Origin of the sequence: Kitasatospora sp. NPDC056327 (assembly GCF_042261735.1) — a bacterium.
Taxonomy (GTDB): domain Bacteria; phylum Actinomycetota; class Actinomycetes; order Streptomycetales; family Streptomycetaceae; genus Kitasatospora.
In genome coordinates this window covers 1-22,156 of the sequence record NZ_JBHJRC010000009.1, presented here as the reverse complement: position 1 = coordinate 22,156, position 22,156 = coordinate 1, and the positions used below count along the sequence as shown (strand labels likewise).

The following is a 22,156-nucleotide window of genomic DNA, read 5'->3' as shown; positions in this document are numbered from 1 at the left end:
GGGGGCGGTGGTCCTTCCTGCGGGGGTCACGTCGGGTCCTGGGTGGCCGGCCGGTCGAGCGCGCGCCGGATCTCCCGGGCGAGGAGGCCGGCCGTGGCGGCGTCGACCTCGCCGGGGTCGTACTCCAGCCGGCAGTGGAAGCCGCCCCCCTCGCCCTGGTGGCAGACGAGTGCGACCGGCTCCGAACCGGTCTCCCGCCACCACGACCCCGCCGCCGCGCGCCGCAGCGGCGCGGGCCCGGCCGGGGCGTCGGGGTGGTTCTGGAAGACGAAGCCCGCCGCGGGGTCGCGCACCGCGGCCGGCAGGCCGTCGAGCACCCGGTCGGGATCGGCGGCGTCCTGCGCCAGCACGGCCGCCAGGCCCGCGTGCACCCGGGTCAGCCGCTCGCGGTGGTCCCCGGCGAGGAGGACGGGGACCGGCAGGGTGCGCGCCAGGCAGGCCACCGCGCCCTCCACGCCCGGAAGTCCGAGGTTGCGCCCGGAGGACACCACGCCGACCGGGAAGGCGCTCTGCCGGCACACCCGGCCCAGTGCCTCCGCGTACGCCAGCAGGTACCCGGCGCTCGGCGTGCAGCCGGCCGCCGCCGACGCGGCGCGCAGGGCCGCGTCGGTGCCGGGCGGGACGGACCACTCCAGGTGGGCGCGGTCCCCCGCGGCGCGCCGGCCGGGCGGCAGGGACAGCGGCTCCACCGCGCGCAGGCCGGCCAGCCAGGCCTCCTCGGGCCCGGGCGGGGCCGTCCGCGCGAAGTGCCCGGCCAGCTCCCGCCAGGGCAGCGGCGGCGCGGGCAGCGGGCGGAACCGTCCGCCGCGCAACTGCGCGTACCAGGTGTCGAACTCGTGCTGCAGCAGGTCCCAGGACCAGCCGTCGGAGACGAGGTGGTGCAGCGTCCAGGTCAGCGCGAAGCCGGCCGGCCCGAAGTCGAACGCGGCGACCCGCAGCAGCGGAGGGGCGGACAGGTCGAATTCCTCGCGCAGCGCGGCGTCGGCGTGCGAGCGCACCACGGCCGTCCGCCCGGCCGCGTCCCCGGCGAACCGGTGCACCACGAGCGGGACGGTCACCTCCTCGGCGGTGCGGCCGAGGAAGCCGTCCGGACCCTGCGCCACGCCCGTCCGCAGCACCTCGTGGCGTTCGGCCAGCAGGTCGAGCGCGCCGCGCAGCGCCCCGGCGTCGAACTCCTCCTCGTACACGGTGGTCTCCTGGACCAGGCCGGGCTGGGGGGTGCGGTCGGACAGCAGCGTCGCCACCGCCAGCCGGCGCTGCGCGGGCAGCAGCGGGAGCGGGCCGCCGGCGGGCCGTCCGGCCGCGTCCGGGGTGTCCGGCGCCTGTGCGGGGGCGGGCCGGGCCGCCCCGGAGCGGTCCAGGTGGTGGGCCAGCCGGCGCGGGGTGGGATGGCCGAAGACGTCCGTCGCCCGGAGGGACAGGCCCGCCCCGGCGCACTCCCGGCGCAGCCTGATCGTGGCGATGGAGTCCCCGCCGCTGCGGAAGAAGTCGTCGTCGGGACCGAGGTCCTCGCGGCCGAGCACCCGGCGCCACAGCGTCACCAGCCGCCGGCAGGTGGCGGTCACCGGCCGGTCGGCCGGACCGTCGTCCTCCGCCGTGTCCGCGAAGTCGCGCACGAGGGCGGCGCAGGCCCTGCGGTCCGCCTTGCCGTTGGCGGTGCGCGGCAGGGACTCCACCACGAGCAGCCGGGCCGGGACCATCGCGGCGGGCAGTTCCCGGGCCAGCGCCGCGCGCAGGGCCGCGCCGGTCACCGGCTCCCGGACGGTCACGGCGGCGGCCAGTTCGTGCCGGCCCCGGCCGTCGTCGAGGACCACCGCGACGGCGTCGCCGACCCGGGGGTCGGCGCACAGCGCCCGCTCCACGGCGGGCAGTTCCATCCGCACCCCGTGCACCTTGACCTGGTCGTCCCGGCGGCCGGTGAACAGCAGTTCGCCGTCGGTGGTGCGGCGCACCAGGTCGCCGGTGCGGTACCAGCGTCCGTCCGGCCGGGTGACGAACCGCTCCTCGGTCAGGGCCGGGTCGCCGAGGTAGCCGCGTGCGACGCCGATCCCGCCGAGGTACAGCTCGCCGTCGGCCTCGACGGGGCACGGGTGGCCGCCGGCGTCCAGCACCAGGGCGCGCAGGCCGGGCAGCGGACGGCCGATGGGCGGCGCCCCGCCGGTCACCGGGCCGGTCACCTCGTGGCTGGTGGCGTCGACGGTCACCTCGGTGGGGCCGTAGATGTTGAACAGCCGGTGCCCCTGCTGCCAGGGCCGCCACTGGTTGACCCGGGCCGCCGGCAGCACCTCGCCCGCCAGCAGCACGGCCCGCAGCCGGGGCAGGACCCGCTCGCCCTGCGCCACGCGCCGGGCGCAGTGCTCCACGACCGGCGCCCACAGCGAGGGCACCGAGTCCCAGTGCGTGACGCCCTCCTGCGCGAGCCACTCGTACAGCAGCGCGCCGTCCACCCGCACCGCCTCGGGCACCGGGAGCAGCGTCGCGCCGGCCGCCCAGGCGGAGAAGATCTGCTGGACCGAGGCGTCGAAGTGCAGGGAGGCGTTCTGGGTGACCCTGCTGTCCGGGCCGATCCCGGTCGTGTGCTCCACCCAGCGCGCCAGGTTGACGGCGCCGCGGTGCTCGACCAGGACGCCCTTGGGGGCGCCGGTGGAGCCCGAGGTGAAGACGGCGTAGGCGACGTCGCCCGGCCGCGGGCCCGGGAGCGGGCGGGGCCCGGGGTCCGGCAGCGCGTCGAACTCCGTGAGGGCGCCGGAGGCGAGTCCGGCCCGCTGGAACGGCAGGGCGCGGTCGGTGAGCAGGGCGGGGGTCCCGGACAGGCCGAGCCCGGCCCAGCCCTCGGCGTCGGTCACCACGGCGGCGAGCGAGGCCCGCCGGGCGGTCTCCCGCAGCCGGGCCGCGGGGGCGGACGGGTCGAGCGGCACGTACGCCGCGCCGGCGGCGAGCACCCCGAGCAGGGCCGGGTAGACCGGCAGCGTCCGGTGCGCGACGACGCCGATCCGCAGGCCGTCGTCGCCGTTCGTGCCGTCGCCGTCCGCCCCGGCACGGCTGCGCAGGGAGGCGGCCCAGGCCGCCACGCGGGCGGCGTCGCGGGCCAGTTCGCGGTAGGTGAGCCGCCCGCCGCCGATCCGCACCGCGACGGCGTCCGGCGTCCGCGCGGCCCGCTCCAGGACCAGCCGGACCAGGGTGGTGTCGTACTCCCAGGCGGGCTCCGGGCCCGTCAGGGCGGCGGGGGAGGAGCGCCGCTGTTCCTCGGTGCGCAGGTCCCAGGTGGTGTGGTCGAGATCGGTCATCGGTCGCTCCGTGGCCGGGTCAGCAGGGGCAGGTCGGTGGACGGTTCCGGGGGTGCGTCGCCGTCCCCGGCGGACGGTGCGGGCTTCTCGCGCAGGCCGCGGCCGACGAGGGAGTAGCAGGCGAGGGCGATCAGGACGCCCTCGAACACCAGGAGGGTGCGCCAGGCGCCGAACCGGTCCAGCAGCACGCCGGTGAGGGCGTAGCCGAGCGGCAGGCTGCTCCGGGAGAGGAAGGTCATGAAGCCCTCCACCCGGCCGAGCCGGTCGTCGCCCACCTGGCTCATCAGGTACTTCATCTGGATCACGTTCAGCACCGCGACCTGCCCGGCCACCAGGCCCCACACCGCCCCGATGCCCCAGGGCGGCAGGCCGAGCAGCAGCAGCGGGAACAGCGCGGCGGTCAGCCAGTGCTTGCCGACGACCGCCGTCCGCAGCCCCAGCCGCAGCTCGATCCGCGGCGCGAGCGCCGCACCGAGCAGACTGCCCACCCCCGCCGCGGTGAAGACGGTGCCCACCTGGGGCCCGGAGGCGCCGCTGTCCTTGGCGAGCACGATCAGCAGCAGGCCGATGCCGGCGAACAGGAAGTCGCCGAGGGCGGTCAGCGCGGTCAGCGTGCGCACCAGCGGCAGCCGGGCGGTGATCCGCATGCCGGCCGTCAGCTCGCGCCGCCAGCGCAGCGGGGCGGGCGTGCCGTCCGGCCCGAGCCGGGAGCGGATCGCGAGGATCGCCGCGGTGATGGCCAGGAACGACAGCGCGTCGAGGAGGAACGGCGCGGCCGGGCTCATCGACTCGAACATCAGACCCGCCAGCGGCGGGGCGACGAGCGCGGAGGTGCCCCAGATCGTCTCGCTCTGGCTCGCGGCCTCGCCCAGCCGCTCCCGGCCCGCGATGCCCGGCAGCGCCGCCGTGTTGGCGATGCGGTAGACGGTGGCGGCCAGGCTGCTGACGAACGCCACGGCGTAGAGCTGCGGCAGGTGCAGCTCGCCCAGCAGGTGGGCGACGGGCACCGTGACGATCGACGCCATGCTCAGCAGCGACGCCCCGACCATGAGCAGGCGCCGCGAGACGCGGTCCACCAGCATGCCGATCGGCAGGCTCAGCAGCAGCGGGGGGATCGCCTCCACGCTGCCCACCAGGCCGGCGTGCAGGGGCGAGGAGGTGAGCATCAGGACGAGCAGCGGCAGGGCCACCGCGGTGACCTCGTCGCCGACGGCGCTGGCCATCGTCCCGGCCCACCACAGCCGGAAGTCCCGGTTCCGGCGCAGCGGCGCGGGTTTGCCGCCGGCCGTGCCCGGGGCGGCCGGCTCGCTCACCCGGCACCGCCCCGGACCAGCGCGCCGGGCAGCTCCGCGAGCTCGGCGGAGATCGCCCCGAGGCCCTGCCGCAGCTCGCCCTCCGGGCAGGAGAAGCCGATCCGCATCCGGTCCGGGCGGCCGAAGCAGTCCCCGGGGACGACCAGCACGCCGTGGCGCTCCAGCAGCCGCTCGCACAGCGGCCTGGTGTTCCCGACGCCCGGGAACCGGGGGAAGGCGGTGACCCCGCCGCGCGGCACCGGGCACTCCACCGCGCCCCCGCTCGCCGCCGCCCACTCCAGCAGCAGGTCCCGGTTGCGGCGGGCCTCGGCCAGCCGCGGACCGATCAGCTCGTCGGCGTGCTCCACGGCGACCGCCGCCAGCAGCTCGGTCAGCGGGGACAGGCTGAGCGTCAGGTAGTCGCGCACGCGCACCAGCTCGGGGGCCAGCGCGGCCGGCAGCACGCACCAGCCGACGCGCAGCCCGGGCAGGCCGTAGGCCTTCGACAGGGTGCCGAACGACAGGCTGCGGCCGATGTCCCGCGAGGGGTCCGGCAGCGGCGGGTGGTCGTACACCAGGTCGGTGAAGGCGCCGTCCCACAGCAGCGTCGCGCCACTGGCCCCGACCAGCTCCAGCAGCTCCGCCCGGCCGGCCGGGTCCACGCAGGCCCCGGTGGGGTTGTGCGGGAAGTTCACCACCACCAGCCGGGTGCGGCGGGTGAGCACCGCCCGCAGGTCCGCGAGGTCCGGCACGAAGCCGTTCTCCGGCCGCAGCGGCCAGCGCCGCAGCACCGCGCCCGCCGAGGCGGCCAGCACCGACAGCGAGTGGTACGACGGATCCGGCACCACCACCTCGTCCCCGGGCCGCAGCAGCGCGGCGAAGGCGAGGAACAGCGCCTCGCTCGACCCGTGGGTGGTCATCACGACCTGGCCGGGCCCCGGGCGCACCCGGGCCGCGACGGCCGCGCGCAGCCGCTCCGCCCCCAGCGACGGGCCGTCCCGGAACACCAGCGAGTCCAGCTCCCCGTCGCGCAGCCCGGGGTCGAGCGCGCGCAGGTCGCCCAGGGTGTGGTTGTGCACCCCGCTGCTGCTGATGTCGTGCTCCGCCCGGAAGTACCGCTCGCGCAGCCAGTCCTCCAGCGCGGCGGCCGGCACGTCCGGCAGCCCGGTCACCGCCCCGCTCCCAGTACCCGGGACTCGGCACTGGCCCGCACCACGCGCGAACGGCGCAGGTCGCTGGTGACGTTGATGCGCTTGAGCCAGCGGTCGCGGCCGTCGTAGCGGGGCTGGAAGGACCGCCTGCCGTGCACCGCCCGGCGATTGTCGATGAACGCCGCGTCGCCGGGGCCGAGCACCAGGTCGTACAGGGCCGCGTCGACCCGTTCCCGCAGGAGCCGCAGGACCCGGGCCGCCTCCTCGTCGCCCGCCGCCGGGGCGCTGAAGTCGCTGTCGACCCGCAGCTGGGGCGCCGCCCGGTGGCCGGTGAGGATCGGTACCGGCACCGGGGCGCGCACCGCCCGGGCGATCTCCTCGAACTCCCCGTCGTCCGGCCGCTGTGCGGAGTTGTTGGCGGGGAGGTGCGAGTGGTCCGGACGGATCAGGAAGCGCTCCTGGAAGAGCACGTCGATCGTGCGCTCGTCCAGGGCGTCCAGCGGCGTTCCCGCCAGCGTCGTGGCCACCCCGTCCGGGTTGCGCAGCGACAGCAGGCCCACGTAGTCGGCCCGGTAGGGCGAGAACGCGTCCTCGGTGTGCCAGCCCAGCTCCTGGCGGCTGCTGGAGCTGACCAGACTGTCCTCCGAGCCCCGGGTCGGCAGCACGTCGGTGACCACTCGCCCGTCCTGCTGGGTCGCCCAGCCGAAGACGTCGCCCAGCAGGCTCGCGTAGAGCACCAGTAGGAAGCCGAACGGGCGCGAGCCCCGGGTGCGGGCGCTGCGCCAGTGCTCCGGGGTGGGGCCGAGCAGCTCGTCGTCGACGCTGTTGCCGCGCAGCAGCAGCACGTGCGGGCGCTCGTCCAGCCGGGCCCGGTCGAGGAACGTCCGCACCCGCCGGGGGAGTTCGTGGGCGATCACGGGCGCGTCGGCGAGGAAGGCGGCGGCGTCCGAGCCGGGGTAGTCGCGGGCGCACGCGCCGGCCAGGGCCAGGGCGCCCGCCGCCTCCTGGGCGGACAGCGTCAGTTCGGCGTACGGGCCGGGCGGGCCGCCGCCCGCGGGCGGAGCCGCCCGGCCGCCGTCGTGGGTCGTGCGGGAAGCGGTCATCGCGGTACGTCCTCCTCGGATGGCGCGGTGGGCACCGCCGCCTCGTCGTCCGGTACGGGGTGCTCGGGTGCGTCGGCCCGGAAGCCCGGGCAGGCGGCGCCCGTACGGTGCCGCAGCCGGCCGGCGTCGGCGGGCAGGCCGATCCGGTCGAGCCAGGCGGGGTGGTACACGGTCGGGGCGTAGTTGTCGCCCAGGTCGGGGCAGAGGCACAGGGCGTGCCGCACCTCGGGATGCCGGTAGAAGTACTCCAGGGCGCCGGCCAGGACGGCGCCGCTGGAGCCGCCGACCGCGATCCCGGTGTCCGCGCGCAGCGTGTGGCAGCAGGCCACGGCACGCCGCTCCTCGACCAGCAGGACCGCGTCGCAGTCGGTGCCGTCCAGGAACGCCGAGCGCCGGCTGGCGCCGATCCCGGAGAGCGCCCGCGGGCGCGGCACCCCGCCGAAGACCGTCGAGCCCCGCACGTCCACCGCGACGATCCGCAGGTTCGGCCGGGCGTGCCGGAAGTACCGGGACAGCCCGGCCAGGGTGCCGCCGGTCGACACCCCGGCGAACAGCACCTGGGCCTCCGGGCCGGCCTGCGCGTCGAGCTCCGGGGCGGTCCACGACTCGTGGACGCGCCAGTTGGCGTCGTTCTCGTACTGGTTGGGCCAGACGGCGTGCGGCAGGTCCCGCACGAGTTCGCGCACCCGGGCGATCCGGTCCTGGAGGTGGGTGGCGGCGTCGTCCGGGGTCTTGACCCAGTCCAGCTCGCCGCCGTTGTCCTCGATCGCCTTGCGGAGCACCGGCGACTGCCGCTGGTCCACGACGGCGATGAACCGCAGCCCGAGGTCCCGGCAGATGGCCGACAGCGCGAGTCCGAGATTGCCCGAGGTCGACTCGACGACGGTGGCCCCGGGCACGGTCAGGTCGTCCGCCACCGACCGGACGAGGCTGAGCGCCGTGCGGCCCTTGACGGACCGCCAGGGCGAGTGCCCCTCCAGCTTGAGCGTCAGGGTGCGGGGGATGCCGGCGATCTCGGTGTGCACGGTGCGGACCGGCACGACCGGGTAGCCGTCGACGGCACGCCGCACGTAGTCGAGCACGGGATTGGTGGTTTCGGTGGTGGCCGCGGTGACCGGCGGCGTTGTGGGTGACAACTCCTCGCCCTCGTCTCAGTCCGGTGGGTCCTGTGGGTCCTGTCCGTTCCGTCCGCCGGCGCCGCCGGCCCGTCAGTCCCCGAGGTCCAGGGGGGCGTCCCCGCCGCCCAGCAGGCCCAGCAGCACGGCCTCCCAGCGGTTCCTGACGCGGTTCACCAGGGCGCGGTCGAAGCGCCCGGGCCGGTGCTCGAAGACACCGACCAGGCCCTCCGGGGTGTCGAACACCTCCAGCAGCAGGCCGAACTTGGCGCTGCCGCCGAACCCCGGCTGCTCGGGCGTCACCTCCAGGCCCGCCAGCCGCAGTGGCGTCCGGGAGTCCAGGTAGGAGAAGGCCACGTCGGCGGCCGGGACACCGCCGTGGGACCGGCGCCCGCCCAGGTCGGCGACGATCGTGTCGAAGGAGACCCGGGCGTGCTCCAGCACCCGGCGCCAGGCCGCGTCGACCTCGGCCACCGCCTGCCGGCCGGTGGCCCCCGTCCGCCGGCGCACCCGCAGCGGCACGTGGTTGACGAACAGGCCCACGAGGTCCGCGGTCCGCGGATCGTCCCGGCCCGCCAGCTCCACGCCGATCAGCCGCTCGGCGGGCCCCTCGGCGGTGACGGCGAGCGAGAACGCCGTCAGCGTCAGGACGAACGGGCTCACCCCCGCGGCGGCCGCCACCTCCCGCAGCCGCGCCGACAGCTCCGCGCCCAGCGGCACCGTCCGGCTCTCGCCCCGGCGCTCCGGCGCCGCACCGGCGGCCGCGGGCTCCGCGGGCAGCCCCGCCAGCTCGTGCCGCCAGAAGTCCAGATGGGGCCGGTCGGCACCGGCGGCGACGCGCTCGCCCTCCCACCACGCGTAGTCGGTGAAGGAGAGCGCGGGGGGCGCCGGCCGCTCGCCCCCGCCCGTCGAGTGGACCCGGTAGAGCGCCTCCAGCTCGCGCCACAGCACGTCGAAGGACCAGCCGTCCACGACCAGGTGGTGGGCGGTGAACAGGAACAGCCACTCGTCGTCCGCCACCCGCGCCAGCACCGTCTCCACCAGGGGGCCGTCCAGGTCGAAGACCCGCCGGCCGACGGCGTCGAGCAGCTCGCGGGCCCCCGCCGGGCCGGCCCCGCGCACGTCGGCCCGGCGCAGGCCGGCCGCCGGGGCGGCGGACACCGCCAGCTCGGGGTGCTCCCCGCCCACGACCCGGGTGCGCAGCGCGTCGTGGCGCAGCAGCAGCTCCGCCACGGCGGCCTCGAAGGCCCGCTCGTCCAGCGGACCGCGCAGCCGGAACGCCTCCGGCACGGTGTAGGCCGGGGTGCCCGGCCAGAGCTGCTCCTCGATCCACACCCGGCGCTGCGCGGCCGACAGCGGCGCACGGTCCAGGCCCCGGGGCCGCAGCCCGTCACCGGGGTCCGCGCCCTGCGGCGGCGGCCCGGCGGGCAGCGCCGCGGCCAGGTCCCGCAGCACCGGGTGGCGCAGGAACAGCGTCAGCGGGACCCGCACCCCCAGCTCGGCCCGGACCCGGGCGGACAGCGTGGCGACGAGCAGCGAATGGCCGCCCAGCGCGAAGAAGTTGTCCCCGGGAGCCACCTCGGCGACGCCGAGCAGCTCCCGCCAGATGCCGGCCAGCATTTGCTCGGCCGGCCCGTCCGGCTCCCCGCCGGCCGCCCCGTGCGGCCGCCCCGGCGCCCCGGCGGGCCCCGCGCCGGCCGGGTCGGGCAGCGCGCCGCGGTCCAGCTTGCCGTTGGCCGTCAGCGGCAGGGCGGCGAGGGCGACGACGGCCGCCGGCACCATGTAGCCGGGCAGCCGCCGGGCCAGCGCCTCGCGGAGCTCCGGGACGGCGACGCCGTACGGGCCCCCGTCGGTGACCGCGTGGACGACCAGGTGCGCCGCCTCCGGGCTCTCCGCCCGCCGGACCACCGCCACCGCCGCGCTGACCCCCGGCTCCTCGCACAGCACGCTCTCGATCTCGCCCAACTCGATGCGGTGCCCCCGCAGCTGCACCTGGAAGTCGCTGCGCCCCTGGAAGTCCAGCAGCCCCTCGGCCGTGAACCGGCCCAGGTCGCCGGTGCGGTACATGCGCGTGCCGGGCGGCCCGAACGGGTCGGGCAGGAACCGCTCGGCGGTCAGGCCCGGGCGGCCCAGGTAGCCGCGGGCGACCGGGTCGCCGGAGACGTGGAGCTCGCCCACCACCCCCAGCGGCACCGTCCGCAGCTCCTCGTCGAGCACGTGGACCCGGGTGTTGGGGAACGGCCGGCCGATGGGCAGCCGCTCGGCGCCGGTGCGGCCGCGGCAGTCCAGGTCGGTCATCTCCACCGTGGTCTCGGTGGGGCCGTACATGTTCCGCAGCTCGGCGCCGAGCAGGGCCAGGCAGCGGCGCGCGGTCTCCACCGGCAGCGTCTCGCCGCTCGTCATCACCTGGCGCAGGCTCGGGCAGCGGCCCGGACCGTCCAGCGTCTCCAGCAGTACGTGCAGCATGGCGGGCACGAAGTGGACGACGGTGATCCGCTCGCGTTCGATCACCTCGACGAGGTAGTCCGGATCCGCGTGCCGGCCGGGCTCGGCCACCACGAGGGTGGCCCCGGTGCAGAGCGCCCAGAACACCTCGCGGACCGAGACGTCGAAGGAGAGCGGCGACTTCAGCAGCAGCCGGTCCTCGCCGGTGAGGGTGAACGCCTCCTGGAGCCGCTCCAGGTAGTTGACGACGCTGTGGTGCTCGACCATCACCCCCTTGGGGCGGCCGGTGGAGCCCGAGGTGTAGATCACGTAGGCGAGGTCGCCGGGGAGCGGCGGCGGCCCGGGCGGGGCGGTGGACGGGGCCGGGGGTGTGGTCGGGGGTGTGGTCGGGGGTGTGGCCGTGGACGCGGCCGGGGGTGCGGCCGGCAGCGCGTCGGGGCCGTCCACGAGGAACAGCGCGGGCGCCGCGTCCGCCAGCGGCCCCGCGAGGTCGCGCCGGGTGACGACGAGCGGGGCGCCGCTGTCGGCGATCAGCCGGGCGATGCGCTCGGGCGGGTTGTCGGGCTCGACCGGCACGTAGCCGCCGCCCGCCTTGAGCACGCCGAGCACGGCGGTGAGGACCTCGGTGCCCCGCGTGAGGCACACCACCACGGGCGTGTTCGCCCGGACGCCGCGCTCGCGCAGGGCGTGCGCCAGCCGTGAGGAACGTTCGTCCAGCTCGGCGTAGTCGAGGCTCTCGCCGCCCGCGCCGGAGGTGACGGCGACCCGGTGCGGGGTCAGCCGGGCCTGGCGGGCGAACAGCCCGGTCAGGGTGCCGCCGGCGGGCAGCGGCCGGGCCGGGCCGGTGCCCAGCGCGAGCACCTCCCGCCGCTCGGCGTCCGGCAGCAGCGCCAGCCCGCCCACCGGGGCGTCCGGGTCCCCGGCCGCCGCCGACAGGAGGGTCGCCAGTCGGCCGGCCCACCGCCGCACCGACTCCGGGGCGAAGACGTCGGTGCTGAACTCGACGCTGACGGGCAGCCCCTCCTCGCCCGGCGGGCGGAAGGTGAACAGCGCGTCGCTCTGCGCGGAGCCGTCGTCCGTCTCCAGCGGCCGGACGTCCAGCCCCGGGAACCCGGGGGTCTCGGGGAAGTCATCGTACAGGGCGATCACCTGGAAGACCGGGGTGCGCCGGGGGTCGCGGGTGACGCCGAGCCGCTCCACCACCCGGGCGAACGGGGCGGCGGAGTGCTCCATCGCCCCGAGCAGGCTCTCGCCGGCGCGCTCCACCACGGTCGAGAACGGCGTCCCGGGGCCGAGCCGCCAGCGCAGCGCCACCGAGTTCAGGCAGAGCCCCACCAGGTCGTCGACCTCGGCGTCGAACCGGCCCGCGACGGCGCTGCCGATCACCACGTCGCGGTGGCCGCCGCCGCGGTGCAGCAGCACGCTCAGCCCGGCCAGCAGGATCACGAACGGCGTGGTGCGGTGCCGGGCGGCCAGCCGGCGCACGGCGCCGGCCGCCTGCGCTCCGAGGTCCAGCCGCAGGGTGGCGCCGCGTCCGGTGCGCTGCACGGGCCGGGGGTGGTCCAGGGGCAGCGTCACCTCCTCCGGGGCGCCGCGCAACTGCTCGGTGAAGTGGCCGAGGTGGCGTTCGGTGACGCCCTCGCGCTCGTTGCGGCGCTCGATCGCCACGTACCGCTGGTAGCCGACCCGGGGCCGTTCCGGCACGGCGGGGCCGGTGGTGCGGGCCCGGTAGTGGGTGGCGAGGTCGTCCAGGATCAGTTCGGTCGACCAGCCGTCGGAGACGATGTGGTGCAGGACGATCACCAGCAGGTGCGCCGGGGGCGCCGGGGGAGCGCCGTCCGTCAGCGGCACCAGCACCGGCCGGAAGAGCGGCCCGGCGGCGAGGTCCAGTCCGGCGATCCCGTCGAGGGCCGTGCGCCGCAGCACCCCGTCGACGTCCCCGGCGGGCGCGGGCGCCGCCGTCCGCAGCCGCAGCGCCGCCGCGGGCACCTCGGCGCGCACCGGTGTGCCGTCGCGCTCGGGGAAGCAGGAGCGCAGCGAGTCGTGCCGGGCGACGACGGCCGCCATCGCGGCGGTCAGGGCCTCGGTGTCCAGCGGGCCGGTGAGGTGCAGCGCGAGCGTGATCGCGTACTCGGCGGGGGTGTCCGTCATCTGGGCCAGCAGCCACATCCGGTGCTGGGCGGCGGACAGTTCGGTCTCCGGCACCTCGGCGGCGGCGTCCCCGGCGCCGTCCTGCTCCGGGCCGCGCAGGGCCGCCGCCAGGAGCGCCGGGGTCTGGTGCTCGAAGACGAGGCGGACGCCGATGCCCGGGTCGAGCTCGGTGCGGAGCCGGGCGACCAGCCGGGTGGCGTGCAGCGAATTGCCGCCCAGGCCGAAGAAGTTGTCGTCCGGAGCGATCCGCGGTCCGCCCAGGACGGCCGTCATCGCCTCCAGCACGGTCCCGAGCACGTGGTCCCCGGCCGTCCGCGGGCCGCCGGGGCCGCCCGCCGGCGGCGGGGCGGTGTCCATCGCGGCCAGCGCCGCCCGGTCGATCTTCCCGTTGGGGGACAGCGGCAGTTCGCCGAGCCGCTGCAGCCGGGCCGGCACCAGCGCGGCCGGCAGACGCCCCGCGAGGAACTCCCGCAGCGCTCCGGGCTCGGCCCGCTCGCCGGTGAAGTAGCCCGTCAGCACGGCCTGTTCGCCCTCGCCCGTGACCACGGCGGCGGCGTTGCCGACCTCGGGGAAGGCGTTCATGGCGGCCTCGATCTCGCCCGGCTCGACCCGCCGCCCGTGCAGCTTGATCTGGTGGTCGATGCGGCCGAGCAGCAGCAGGTCGCCGTCGTCGGCCAGGCGGCCCAGGTCCCCGGTCCGGTACAGTCGGCTGCCGGGCGGGCCGAAGGGGTCGGGGACGAAGCGCCGGGCGGTCAGCACCGCGCGGGCGTGGTAGCCGCGGGTGACGCTGGCGCCGCCGAGGTAGACCTCGCCCTCGGCGCCCGCGGGCACCGGACGCATCTCCTCGTCCAGCACGTGGCAGGTGGCGCCCGCCATCGGCCGGCCGACGAGCACGGGTGCGTCCGGGCGGTCGCGCGGGGCGGTCCACCAGGTCGAGTCGACCGACACCTCGGTCGCCCCGTAGAGGTTCACCAGTTCGCCCGGCAGCCGCTTGTGCACGGCCTCCACCAGGGCGGGATCCAGCGCCTCGCCGCTGACGAAGATCCGGCGCAGCCCGGTGCAGCGCTCCGGGTCGAGTCCGTCGGCGAAGGCCCGCAGCAGGGACGGCACCATGTGCAGGGAAGTGACCCGCTGTTCCTCGATCAGTTCGCTCAGGTAGCGTGCGTCGGTGTGACTGCCGGAAATCGGCAGCACCGTGGCGCCGCCGGTCAGCAGTGGAAGGAATATTTCGTAGACGGAGACGTCGAAGGAAAGCGATGTCGCCTGGAGCATCCGGTCCCCGGGACCCATCGGGAAATGGTGCAGCATTCCCCGCAGATAGCTGACGATCCCGCGGTGCTCGACCATGACGCCCTTCGGCAGCCCGGTCGACCCCGAGGTGTAGACGATGTACGCCAGGTGCTCCGGCCGGGGCACCGGCAGCGGCGGCGCGTCCGGCGCCGGCGCGAAGGAGTCCTCGTCGTCGACCTCCACCACCGCGGGCCGCGGCCCGGTGCCGGCCGGGACCCGGTCGCGCAGGGCCCGGCGGACCAGGACCACCCGGGCGCCGGAGTCGTCCAGCATGTGCCGCACGCGCTCCGCGGGGTAGGACGGGTCGACGGGCACGAAGGCCCCGCCGGCCTTGAGCACCGCGAGCAGGGCGACGATCAGCTCGGAGTCGCGGTCGAGCATCACGGCGACCGGCGTCTCCGTGCCGACTCCGCGGGCCCGGAGCCCGTGCGCCAGCCGGGTGGCGCGCTCCTCCAGCCGCGCGTAGGCCAGCTCCCGCCCGTCGTGGACGACCGCCACGGCGTCGGGCGTCGCGGCGGCCTGCGCGGCGACCAGGCCGGGCAGCGTCCCCGGCGCGCCGTGTCCGTCGGGCCGCGCCGTGCCGGATTCCGTGACCCCGGAACCGGCGGCCGGCGCCGGTTCCGGTGCTGTTTCGCTGCGGGCCGCCGAGGAATCCGGCGGGGAAATGTGGCGTACGGCGTCCATAGAGGGAAACTCCCCAATGATCTCGTCGTGCGGCGGTGATTCCATGATGAGGTCATCGGGAAGCGTCGATCAATTCTCCTTTCGGCCGGGTGATACCTCAGCCCGGGGGAGGCCGCCGGGCGCACCGCCGGGGGGACGGCGGCTCCTACGGGGGGATGAGCGTTCCCCCGACCCCGGCCGCATGCCGGGCCGCACCGGACGGCGCGTTGCGGACGGCCCGTACCCGGCGCGCCGGCGCCCGGCCGGTAGCACGGCCGGGGCCCTCGTGCCGGTGCTTCCGCCGAAGTCCGGCACGGTCCCCCGCGCCGCACCTATCGTCACCAGTCCGCCGCCGCGCGCTCCGGCGGGGCGACGCGGTGGTCCGGTCTTTCGGCACGGAGGAGGGGACCGTTGATGGCCAGTGGGTTCCAGCGGCGCAAGCTGCGCGAGGTGTTCACGGCGTTCGACACGGACGGCGACGGGTGTCTGCGGAAGGGGGACTTCGAGGCGCTGGCGGAGCGCTGGAGCCGGCTGCCGGCCGTCCGGCGGGACCCGGCGCTGAGGGATCGGGTCGAGGCGCTGATGACGGGGTGGTGGGACCATCTCCTCGCGGTCGCCGACACCGACCGCGACGGCACGGTCGACCGGGAGGAGTTCCTGGCGCTGGTCGACCGGCTCCCCGCCCTGCGGGACGTGGTCACGGCAACCGCCGACACCGTGTTCGACGCGGTGGACGAGAACGGCGACGGCCGGATCTCGCGGGACGAGCACGCGCGTCTGGTCGACGTCTGGCACGGCCGGAGCGTGGACACCGCCGACGTGTTCGAGCTGCTCGACCTGGACGGCGACGGGTATCTCGGCCGCCCCGAATTCGCCCTCCTCTGGGAGCAGTTCTGGATCAGCGCCGACCCGTCCGAGCCCGGCAACGCGATGTGCGGCCGGGTCCCGGAGCGGTGACGTCCTACGGCGCGCCGGGGGCGGTGCGCAGTGCGGCGAGGGTCTCGGCGAGCGGGCCCGCAGCCGCGGATGCCGGGGCGGCCGGGGCCGGGGAGCCGGCGGTGGCGGTGACGGTCATGCAGTAGAGCAGGGCGGAGCGGGCCCGCGGACCCGGCGGCAACAGGGCCCCCGCGTCGGGCAGGTGCTCGCCGGCCAGGGCGTCCAACTGGCGCAGACGGGTCGGCAGCGGGACGGGGCGGGTCGCGCAGGAGGCCACGGCGGTCGCGAAGGAGGCGGCCGCCGGGGCGACCAGCGGACGCAGCCGGCAGCGCATCGGGCACTCGGCGCAGCCGGGCAGCTCGCGGGGCGGGGCGGACGCGATCAGCCCGGTCAGCCGGGCCCGGGCGGTCTCCAGGGAGAGCAGGGCCGCGTCGTCGAGCCGTTGGGCCGTCAGCCAGTCCGCGCACAGCCGGGCGAGGGCGCGATCGGCCCGGTCCCGGGCCAGGAGGAGCCCGCCGCGGTCCTCGGGCGCAGCCGCCGCCGGCGCCTGGGGGACGGGTGGGAGCCCGGGGTCGGGACCGAGCCGGGTGCCGAGCCAGTGGTGGGCGGCCTGGGCGAAGGTGCAGTAGGTCAGGCCGGGTTCGGCGGCGGGCGCGGCCGCGCGCCAGGCCGTCCAGCTCTCCCACAGCCGCTCCGGGGCGCTGAGCAGCAGGCCGTCCAGGAACGGTGTGAGGGCGTGGTCCGCGGCGGCGCGGGCGGCGGGGCGCTCCACCCGGTGGAGGACGGTGCAGGGGCGCGGGCAGTGGCGGCAGCCGCCGTGCCGGTGCAGGTAGCCGCGGTCGGTCGCGGCGGGCCCGGGCCCGGGCGCGGGCGTGCTGGAGGCCGGTGCGTCGGGGCGCCGGACGCCGACCAGGACGGCCGAGCCGAGGCGTTCGTCGTGCACCACCGCGACCCCGGGCGGCAGGGTGCCGAGGTGGCGGCTCTGCGCCTCGTCGAGGTTGACGGCGGCCGCGACGACGGCCCGGTCGTCCGCCGCGACCAGCCGGTGCAGGATCTTGACGCTGGAGTTCTTCACGACGTCCGGGGCGAGCTTGGTGGGCACCTGGTCGGCGACGACGAAGCCCTCGCCGTAGGCCCGCATCTCGGCCAGCATGTCGGTGAACATCGCCACCGCCTTGGCCTGCGGGTCGGCGCTCTCCCCGCCGGACGGGGCGCGGGAGGCGCGCAGCAGCCGGTGGGCCTCCTCGATCAGCGTCAGGTGCCGCAGCCGCTCCTCGCCGCCGTCCTGCCCGCCCCGGCTCTCGGCGTACTCGTACAGCTGACAGAGCAGCAGCGCCATGACGAAGGACTTCTCCTCGTCGTCGCCCAGGTTGCGCAGCTCGATCACGGCGGGGCGCTCGAAGAGCTCGGTCAGCGGGACGGAGCGCCGGGTGTCCAGGGCCATGCCCTTGGTGCCGACCGTGAGGCTGCCGATCCGGGAGCGCAGGGCCGCGCCGAGGTTCTGGTGCACCTCGCGGCCGTAGCCGCGGCGCTCCAGGACCGTCTCGATCCGCTCGTGCAGGTCGCCGATCGAGGGGACGAGCGCCGCGAGGTCGGCCGCGGACGGGCGGGGGCCCAGCAGGTCGTTGGCGGAGGTGTGGAGGTCCCAGCCGCGCTCGGTGTAGACCTCGATCATGGCGTCCTCCAGGACGTACGACATCCCGGCGAACATCGGGAAGGAGGCGTTGAAGACGGCCTTCAGGAGGTCGACGTGGCGCGAGAGCGGCACCCCGGCGACCGGGACGAAGGGGTTGATCCGCAGCGGCAGTTCCGCGTCGGGCCCCACCCCGTAGACCCGCAGGCCGCCCCGGAGCGCGGGGTGGTCCGCCAGCCGCCGGTACTCCGCCTTGGCGGGTTCGATCACCAGGAACGGGACGCCGAGGTCGGTGTGGGCCTCCAGCAGCAGGTTCTTGGCGGTGGTGGTCTTGCCGTAGCCGGTCATGCCGGTGATGAGGACGTGGCGGTTGAGCGCCGCGCCCGACAGGGTGACCGGCTGGTGCTCGCGCCCCCGGGCGTCGCGCAGCCGGCCGACCGTCACCGCTGCGGGCCCCGGGGCGGGGACGGCCAGCGCGAACTCGGCGACCTCGCGCACCGGCAGGCCCGCCACCGGCCGGCGGGGCGGTCCGACCAGGACCGCCAGCTCCGCGGAGGTGACGTTGGTGGCGAGGGCGTCGAAGACCTGGCCGAGCGGGTGGCCCGCCCCGCCGTCCGCCGGCGTCAGCCGCAGCACCCGCCCCGACAGCGCCGCGCCGCGCAGTCCGGCGGGCGGCAGCCGCAGCACCCGCAGCGGGTCCAGCGCGGTGGCCTCGCCGGCGCAGATGCCGCGCAGCGCCCCGGCGACGGCCTCCAGGGTGCCCTCGCCGTCGGCGGCCAGGTAGACGGCGGTGCGCCACCAGCCCTGGGCCCGGGCGGACTCCAGACGGTCGATGTGCTGCTGCAGCACCCGCTCGCAGGCCTCGGCGGTGGCGTCGAGCAGGTCGGTGCTGCGGGTGCGGGAGCTGGAGGTGCCGGTGGTGCGCTGGACCGAGGTGCGGGGGCCGCCGACCTGGGCGGCGAGCCGGCCGGCGGGCATCGCGTACCCGGCCACCGGGGCGAGGCCGGGGAGGGCCCCGGCGACGGCGCAGAACAGGGCGACCTTGGTGAGCAGGGCGGGCAGGCCCTCGGGGTCGTCCCGGAACTCCGTGACGGAGCCGGAACTGTTCTCGCCCTGCTGGTCGCTGACGGTGCCGCGGACCAGCCCGTGGATCTCGCCGCGCAGCCGGCGGCAGTGGTCCAGGGTGGCGTCCAGCTCGGCGGCGCCCAGCGGCTCGGCCGCCACCACGACGGCGTACCGGCGGTCGCCGACGGCGGCGGCGAGGCGGTCCATGGACTGGAAGGGCGCCGGGTGGCGGCCGTGGGCCGGGGCGGGGATCCCGGTCATCAGGGCGAGCGCGGGCGCGGTGCGCAGGAAGGCCGTCAGCTCGGCGTGGCCCTCCTCGTCCGGGTGGCGCGGCGGTCCGAGCTCCAGGCCCGGCACCTGGGCGCGCAGCGCGCCGGCCTGGCCGTGCAGGTAGTCCTCGGTGGAGCCGCTGGAGACGCCGACCAGCCGGCGGCCGCCCCAGTGGAAGCGGTGCCGGGTGCCGTCGCCGTGCACGGCGACGCTGAGCAGGTGGCCGCCGCCGTGGCAGGACGTCAGCGCGCGCGGCAGCGCGGCGCCCCACTCCTCGGCGGGGTCCGGCCGGCCCAGGGCGAGGACCTCGTGCAGCAGCGGCCGGGGGGCGGCCGGGGTCGGGTCGTCGATCCGCCAGCGGGCGGGGTCGAAACCGGTGAGGTAGCGGCGTTCCAGCAGGCTCAGCAGGAGCTGCGGCATGTCCGGCGGGAGCCGGTCGCGGGCCGGTCCGGCCTCCCGGGGGCCGGTGCCGGTCGCGGACCCGCCCCCGCTCCCGGCCGTGGATCCCGGAATGCCGGACCGGGCCGGGACCAGGGGGCCGGTGGCACCGGCGGGGCTCAGCGCTGCCATGGCGGGATGTCCTCCGCGGAGAGTACGGGGTCGGGGTCGGGGCGGTCGGACGGCGTGCGGCCGGGGCCGGGGCCGGAACCGGGGCCTGGGCGGTCGGGCCGGGGGGCGTCGGGCGCGACGTCGTGGGACCCGCTGTCGTGGTGCGCGGTGCCACGGGCCCGGGTCCGGGCCCCGGCCGTCCCGGAGCCGAGGCGTTCGGCGCCGGCGCTCCCGGATCCGGGCCGGGGGAGCGGCGCGGGGGCCGGCCGGAACGCCGGGGCCGGGCCGAACCGGTCGCGCAGCGCCGGCCACCAGGCGGCGCCGGCCGCGAGGTCCAGGGCCGGGTCGCTGCTGCGCCACACCGGGGCCACCGCGCCGAGGGCCGTGTGCGGGAAGGGCCAGACGGCGCCGCTGCCGCCGAGCAGGACGAGGTCGGGCGCCGCCGCGACGGCGTGCCGGCGCACGGCGTCGACGGTCTCCAGCACGGCGGGGCTGCGGGCGAGTTCGTCCCGCCACACCACCAGCGGCGGGGAGAGGCGTTCGGCGAGCGGCCCCTGCCAGGGGACGGAGGCGGCGAGGTCCAGCCGGGAGGCGCATTCGAGGGCGCCGTCGAGCAGCGCGAGCAGGTCCCGGGCGGGGGTGCCCTCGCCGGACCGGGCGAGCACGGCTCCGGCCAGCAGCTCGGTCCAGGCGCCGGCGCCCTCCGGCCGCAGGACCGGGGGGCCGCTGCGCACGGCGGTGGTGCGGCCGTCCTCCTGGACGAGGCGGTACGAGCCGAGCGCGGTCCAGCGTTCCGCGCACACCACGGCCAGCACGGTGCCGCCCCGGGGCAGCGGCTGCGGTTCGGCGAGGCGCCGGCACAGCAGCGCGTCGGTGGGCGTGACGCGGGCGGCGGTGCCGAGCCCGGCCTCCTCGCAGCGCCGTTCGGCGTCGTCCGGGGTGTCGGGTCCGGCGCAGACCACCGTGCGGTAGCCGTGCGCGGGCGGGTCCGCGGACAGTCCGAGGTAGCGGGCCGACCGGTCGCGCAGGCCGCGCAGGAACTCCGGCGACCACGGGTCCCGGCGCCAGGCGAAGAGCCGCTCCGGGGTGGCGGGGCCGAGGCCGAGCACCTCCTCGGCCGCCGGGCTGCCCCAGGCGCCGCCGGGCAGCACCGCGTTGGGGATCAGCGCCCGGTGCCCGTCGCGCAGCGGCACGGCGGCGCCGGTCTCGCGCAGCGCCGGGACGGTGTGCGAGTACTGCACGTCGAGGCCGAGGACGCCGCTCATCGCGGGCTCCGCCCGGGGCCGCCGTCGCCGGTGCGCTCGGCCTCGGCGGTGAACCGGGCCAGCAGGGCGCTGAGTTCGTCGAGGACCGCGAGCGGCGCGGGGTCGGGTGCGGCGGGGGGCGAGGTCAGCGGGCGGCACCGTTCGAAGATCAGGGCCAGCACCGCCTCCCGCCGCCCGGCCGCGTGCCGGACCGCGGCGGCCGCGGCCTCGCGGACGTTGGCCTGGGTCCGCTCGCGGTCCGGGACGGCGGTCTCGGCCGCGTCCCGGGCGCGCTGCACGGTGTCCGCCGCGGAGTTCACCGCGCTGTCGATCGCCCGCAGGGTCTTGGCGGACAGCGAGGGCATCATCGAGCCGAGCCGTCGGCTGACGGTGCCGCCGAGCCCCGCCGAACGGACCTCGGGGAGGCGGCCGCTGAGCTTTCCGGGGACCTCCACCACGGCGTCGAGCGGGCGCAGGAGCATCGCGAGCCGGCCGGCGGCGGGGCCGTCCAGGGGGCTGCGGCCGGTCCGGTCGGCGTGCCGGGAGACGGCGGCGGCCAGCGCCGTGCAGTGGTCGTGGGAGGCCGTGCGCAGCAGCCCGGTGAGCTCGGTCCCGTAGCCGCCGTCGCGGATGACGGGGCCGGCGGCCAGCCGGGCGACGACCTGGTCGGCGCACGCGCGGGTGCGGGCCGGCCAGGCCTCGGCGGACCGGTCCAGCTCGCTCTCGACGGCGGCGCGGAACCGTGCGGCGGCGACGGCGAGTTCGGAGCGGACGGCCTCGGCCTCCGCGGCGACCTGGTCGAGCCGGGCACGCTCGCCGCGGGCCCGCAGCGCGGCCTCCTCCGCCAGCGGGCGCAGCAGCAGGGCGGCCCGGTGGCGGCGGGCCGCGTCCGCCCGGTCACCGCCGCCGTCGGTGAGCCGGGCGACCAGCGCGCGGGCCTCCGGGCCGCCGTAGTGCGCGGGGTCGGCGAGGGCGGCGCGGGCGCTGACGAAGGCGAGTTCGGCCGGCAGCCGGCCGCCGAGGGCCTGCTCCAGGCGCTGCCGGTGCAAGTGGGCCCGGTGGTCGAGGAAGTGCTGCCACCGTTCGGGGGTGTCCTCGGTGAGGAAGACGTTGACCAGGACGGCGACCGAGTCCGGGCCGTGGCGTTCGCGGTACTCGTGGAGGAAGTCCTCCTCGACGGTGGACAGCGGCTGGCGCGAGTTGACCACCCAGACCAGGACGTCCGCGCCTTCGGCGGCCTCGGCGGCGCGGGCCGTCATCTCCGGCAGGTCGTTGATGCCGGGGGAGTCGGTCCAGCGGCTGCCCGGCGGCAGCGGTGCGTCGGCCAGCTCGATGAGCACCCGGCGGGGCCGTTCGAGGTCCGGCAGGCGGTAGGAGCCGTCGGGGGTCAGCAGGGTGACGGCGTCGGCGATCGCCTCGGTGGTGCAGGGGAGTTCCCGCACCGGCCCGTCCGTTCCGCGGCCCGCTCCCGAGGGATCGGCGCCGACGGTGACGCGGTCGGCGGCGCCGCGCCGGATCACGCAGGCCACGCCGGTCTCCGGGAAGTCGCTCACCGGGAGCAGCGGGCGGCCGATGAGCAGGTTCAGCACGCTGGACTTGCCGGCGCTGAAGTGCCCGCCGAAGACCACCGTGGCGGTCGGCCGGGCGAGGGCGGCGGCGGCTTCCTCCAGGCCGCTGCGGACGAGGGCGCGGTAGGCGCTCCCGTGGTGGTGGGCCAGCCCGCGGGCCAGCTCCACGGGCAGTTCGAGCGGTGCGGACGGGACCGGGGGCGCCGGTGGCCTCGGTGGGCCGGGCAGGGGTCTCGGGGTCACGGGTGATGTCCCTTCGTGGCTCGCGCGTCGGTGCGCGCGGACGCTCCGGCCGGCCGGGCGGCTGTTCGGTGCACTAACGCCCGCCGGGGGTGGTGGGTGGCGGAGACCCCGGCCGGAAAATATTGTTGGCGGTGGAGATGGGCATAAGACT

General features: G+C 77.2%; 10 protein-coding genes. 1 reads left to right on the top strand and 9 read right to left on the bottom strand.

Annotated features, from left to right (window positions below):
- Positions 1-26: 26 nt before the first annotated feature.
- The 6 genes from ACFCX4_RS02630 to ACFCX4_RS02605 all read right to left on the bottom strand — a co-directional run bounded on the left by ACFCX4_RS02630 (position 27) and on the right by ACFCX4_RS02605 (position 14,518).
- Positions 27-3,287 carry an amino acid adenylation domain-containing protein gene (locus tag ACFCX4_RS02630; RefSeq protein WP_376138237.1) on the bottom strand — a complete coding sequence of 1,087 codons (3,261 nt, stop codon included), beginning with the start codon at positions 3,285-3,287 and terminating at the stop codon, positions 27-29.
- Entirely contained in the window at positions 3,284-4,600 is a 1,317-nt protein-coding gene (locus tag ACFCX4_RS02625; RefSeq protein ID WP_376138236.1) for an MFS transporter, read from the bottom strand. Before ACFCX4_RS02625 ends, ACFCX4_RS02630 begins: the two co-directional genes overlap by 4 nt.
- Positions 4,597-5,751: a capreomycidine synthase gene (gene vioD / locus ACFCX4_RS02620; RefSeq protein ID WP_376138234.1), complete on the bottom strand. Its 1,155-nt coding sequence runs from the start codon at positions 5,749-5,751 to the stop codon at positions 4,597-4,599. Before vioD ends, ACFCX4_RS02625 begins: the two co-directional genes overlap by 4 nt.
- On the bottom strand, positions 5,748-6,833 hold the full coding sequence (gene vioC / locus ACFCX4_RS02615; protein WP_376138232.1) for an arginine beta-hydroxylase, Fe(II)/alpha-ketoglutarate-dependent: 1,086 nt from the start codon (positions 6,831-6,833) through the stop codon (positions 5,748-5,750). The genes vioD and vioC overlap by 4 nt, the downstream gene beginning before the upstream one ends.
- On the bottom strand, positions 6,830-7,969 hold the full coding sequence (locus tag ACFCX4_RS02610) for a cysteine synthase family protein (RefSeq protein ID WP_376138230.1): 1,140 nt from the start codon (positions 7,967-7,969) through the stop codon (positions 6,830-6,832). The genes vioC and ACFCX4_RS02610 overlap by 4 nt, the downstream gene beginning before the upstream one ends.
- A 72-nt stretch (positions 7,970-8,041) precedes the next feature.
- The gene (locus ACFCX4_RS02605; RefSeq protein WP_376138229.1) at positions 8,042-14,518 is read right to left on the bottom strand and encodes an amino acid adenylation domain-containing protein; all 6,477 of its coding nucleotides are present in this window, start codon (positions 14,516-14,518) and stop codon (positions 8,042-8,044) included.
- Between the two features lie 393 nt (positions 14,519-14,911).
- On the opposite strand from ACFCX4_RS02605, the gene ACFCX4_RS02600 reads away from it, so the two are divergent.
- On the top strand, positions 14,912-15,454 hold the full coding sequence (locus ACFCX4_RS02600; RefSeq protein WP_376138228.1) for an EF-hand domain-containing protein: 543 nt from the start codon (positions 14,912-14,914) through the stop codon (positions 15,452-15,454).
- 4 nt (positions 15,455-15,458) lie between these two features.
- Here ACFCX4_RS02600 and ACFCX4_RS02595 read toward each other — a convergent pair whose 3' ends face one another.
- Genes ACFCX4_RS02595 through ACFCX4_RS02585 form a run of 3 tightly spaced genes read right to left on the bottom strand, consistent with a single transcriptional unit; the run spans position 15,459 to position 22,005 of the window.
- Positions 15,459-18,971: a helicase HerA-like domain-containing protein gene (locus ACFCX4_RS02595; protein ID WP_376138227.1), complete on the bottom strand. Its 3,513-nt coding sequence runs from the start codon at positions 18,969-18,971 to the stop codon at positions 15,459-15,461.
- Entirely contained in the window at positions 18,959-20,215 is a 1,257-nt protein-coding gene (locus tag ACFCX4_RS02590; RefSeq protein WP_376138226.1) for a hypothetical protein, read from the bottom strand. The genes ACFCX4_RS02595 and ACFCX4_RS02590 overlap by 13 nt, the downstream gene beginning before the upstream one ends.
- Positions 20,212-22,005 (bottom strand): dynamin family protein, encoded by a 1,794-nt coding sequence (locus ACFCX4_RS02585; protein ID WP_376138225.1) that lies wholly within the window; start codon positions 22,003-22,005, stop codon positions 20,212-20,214. Before ACFCX4_RS02585 ends, ACFCX4_RS02590 begins: the two co-directional genes overlap by 4 nt.
- Positions 22,006-22,156: the final 151 nt, after the last annotated feature.

What these genes read in the sequence shown, in the direction of transcription:
- ACFCX4_RS02605 (WP_376138229.1), bottom strand. Translation starts at nt 14,518, where the DNA reads ATGGACGCCGTACGCCACATTTCCCCGCCGGATTCCTCGGCGGCCCGC.
- vioC (WP_376138232.1), bottom strand. Translation starts at nt 6,833, where the DNA reads ATGACCGCTTCCCGCACGACCCACGACGGCGGCCGGGCGGCTCCGCCC.
- ACFCX4_RS02600 (WP_376138228.1), top strand. Translation starts at nt 14,912, where the DNA reads ATGGCCAGTGGGTTCCAGCGGCGCAAGCTGCGCGAGGTGTTCACGGCG.
- ACFCX4_RS02630 (WP_376138237.1), bottom strand. Translation starts at nt 3,287, where the DNA reads ATGACCGATCTCGACCACACCACCTGGGACCTGCGCACCGAGGAACAG.
- ACFCX4_RS02595 (WP_376138227.1), bottom strand. Translation starts at nt 18,971, where the DNA reads ATGGCAGCGCTGAGCCCCGCCGGTGCCACCGGCCCCCTGGTCCCGGCC.
- ACFCX4_RS02590 (WP_376138226.1), bottom strand. Translation starts at nt 20,215, where the DNA reads ATGAGCGGCGTCCTCGGCCTCGACGTGCAGTACTCGCACACCGTCCCG.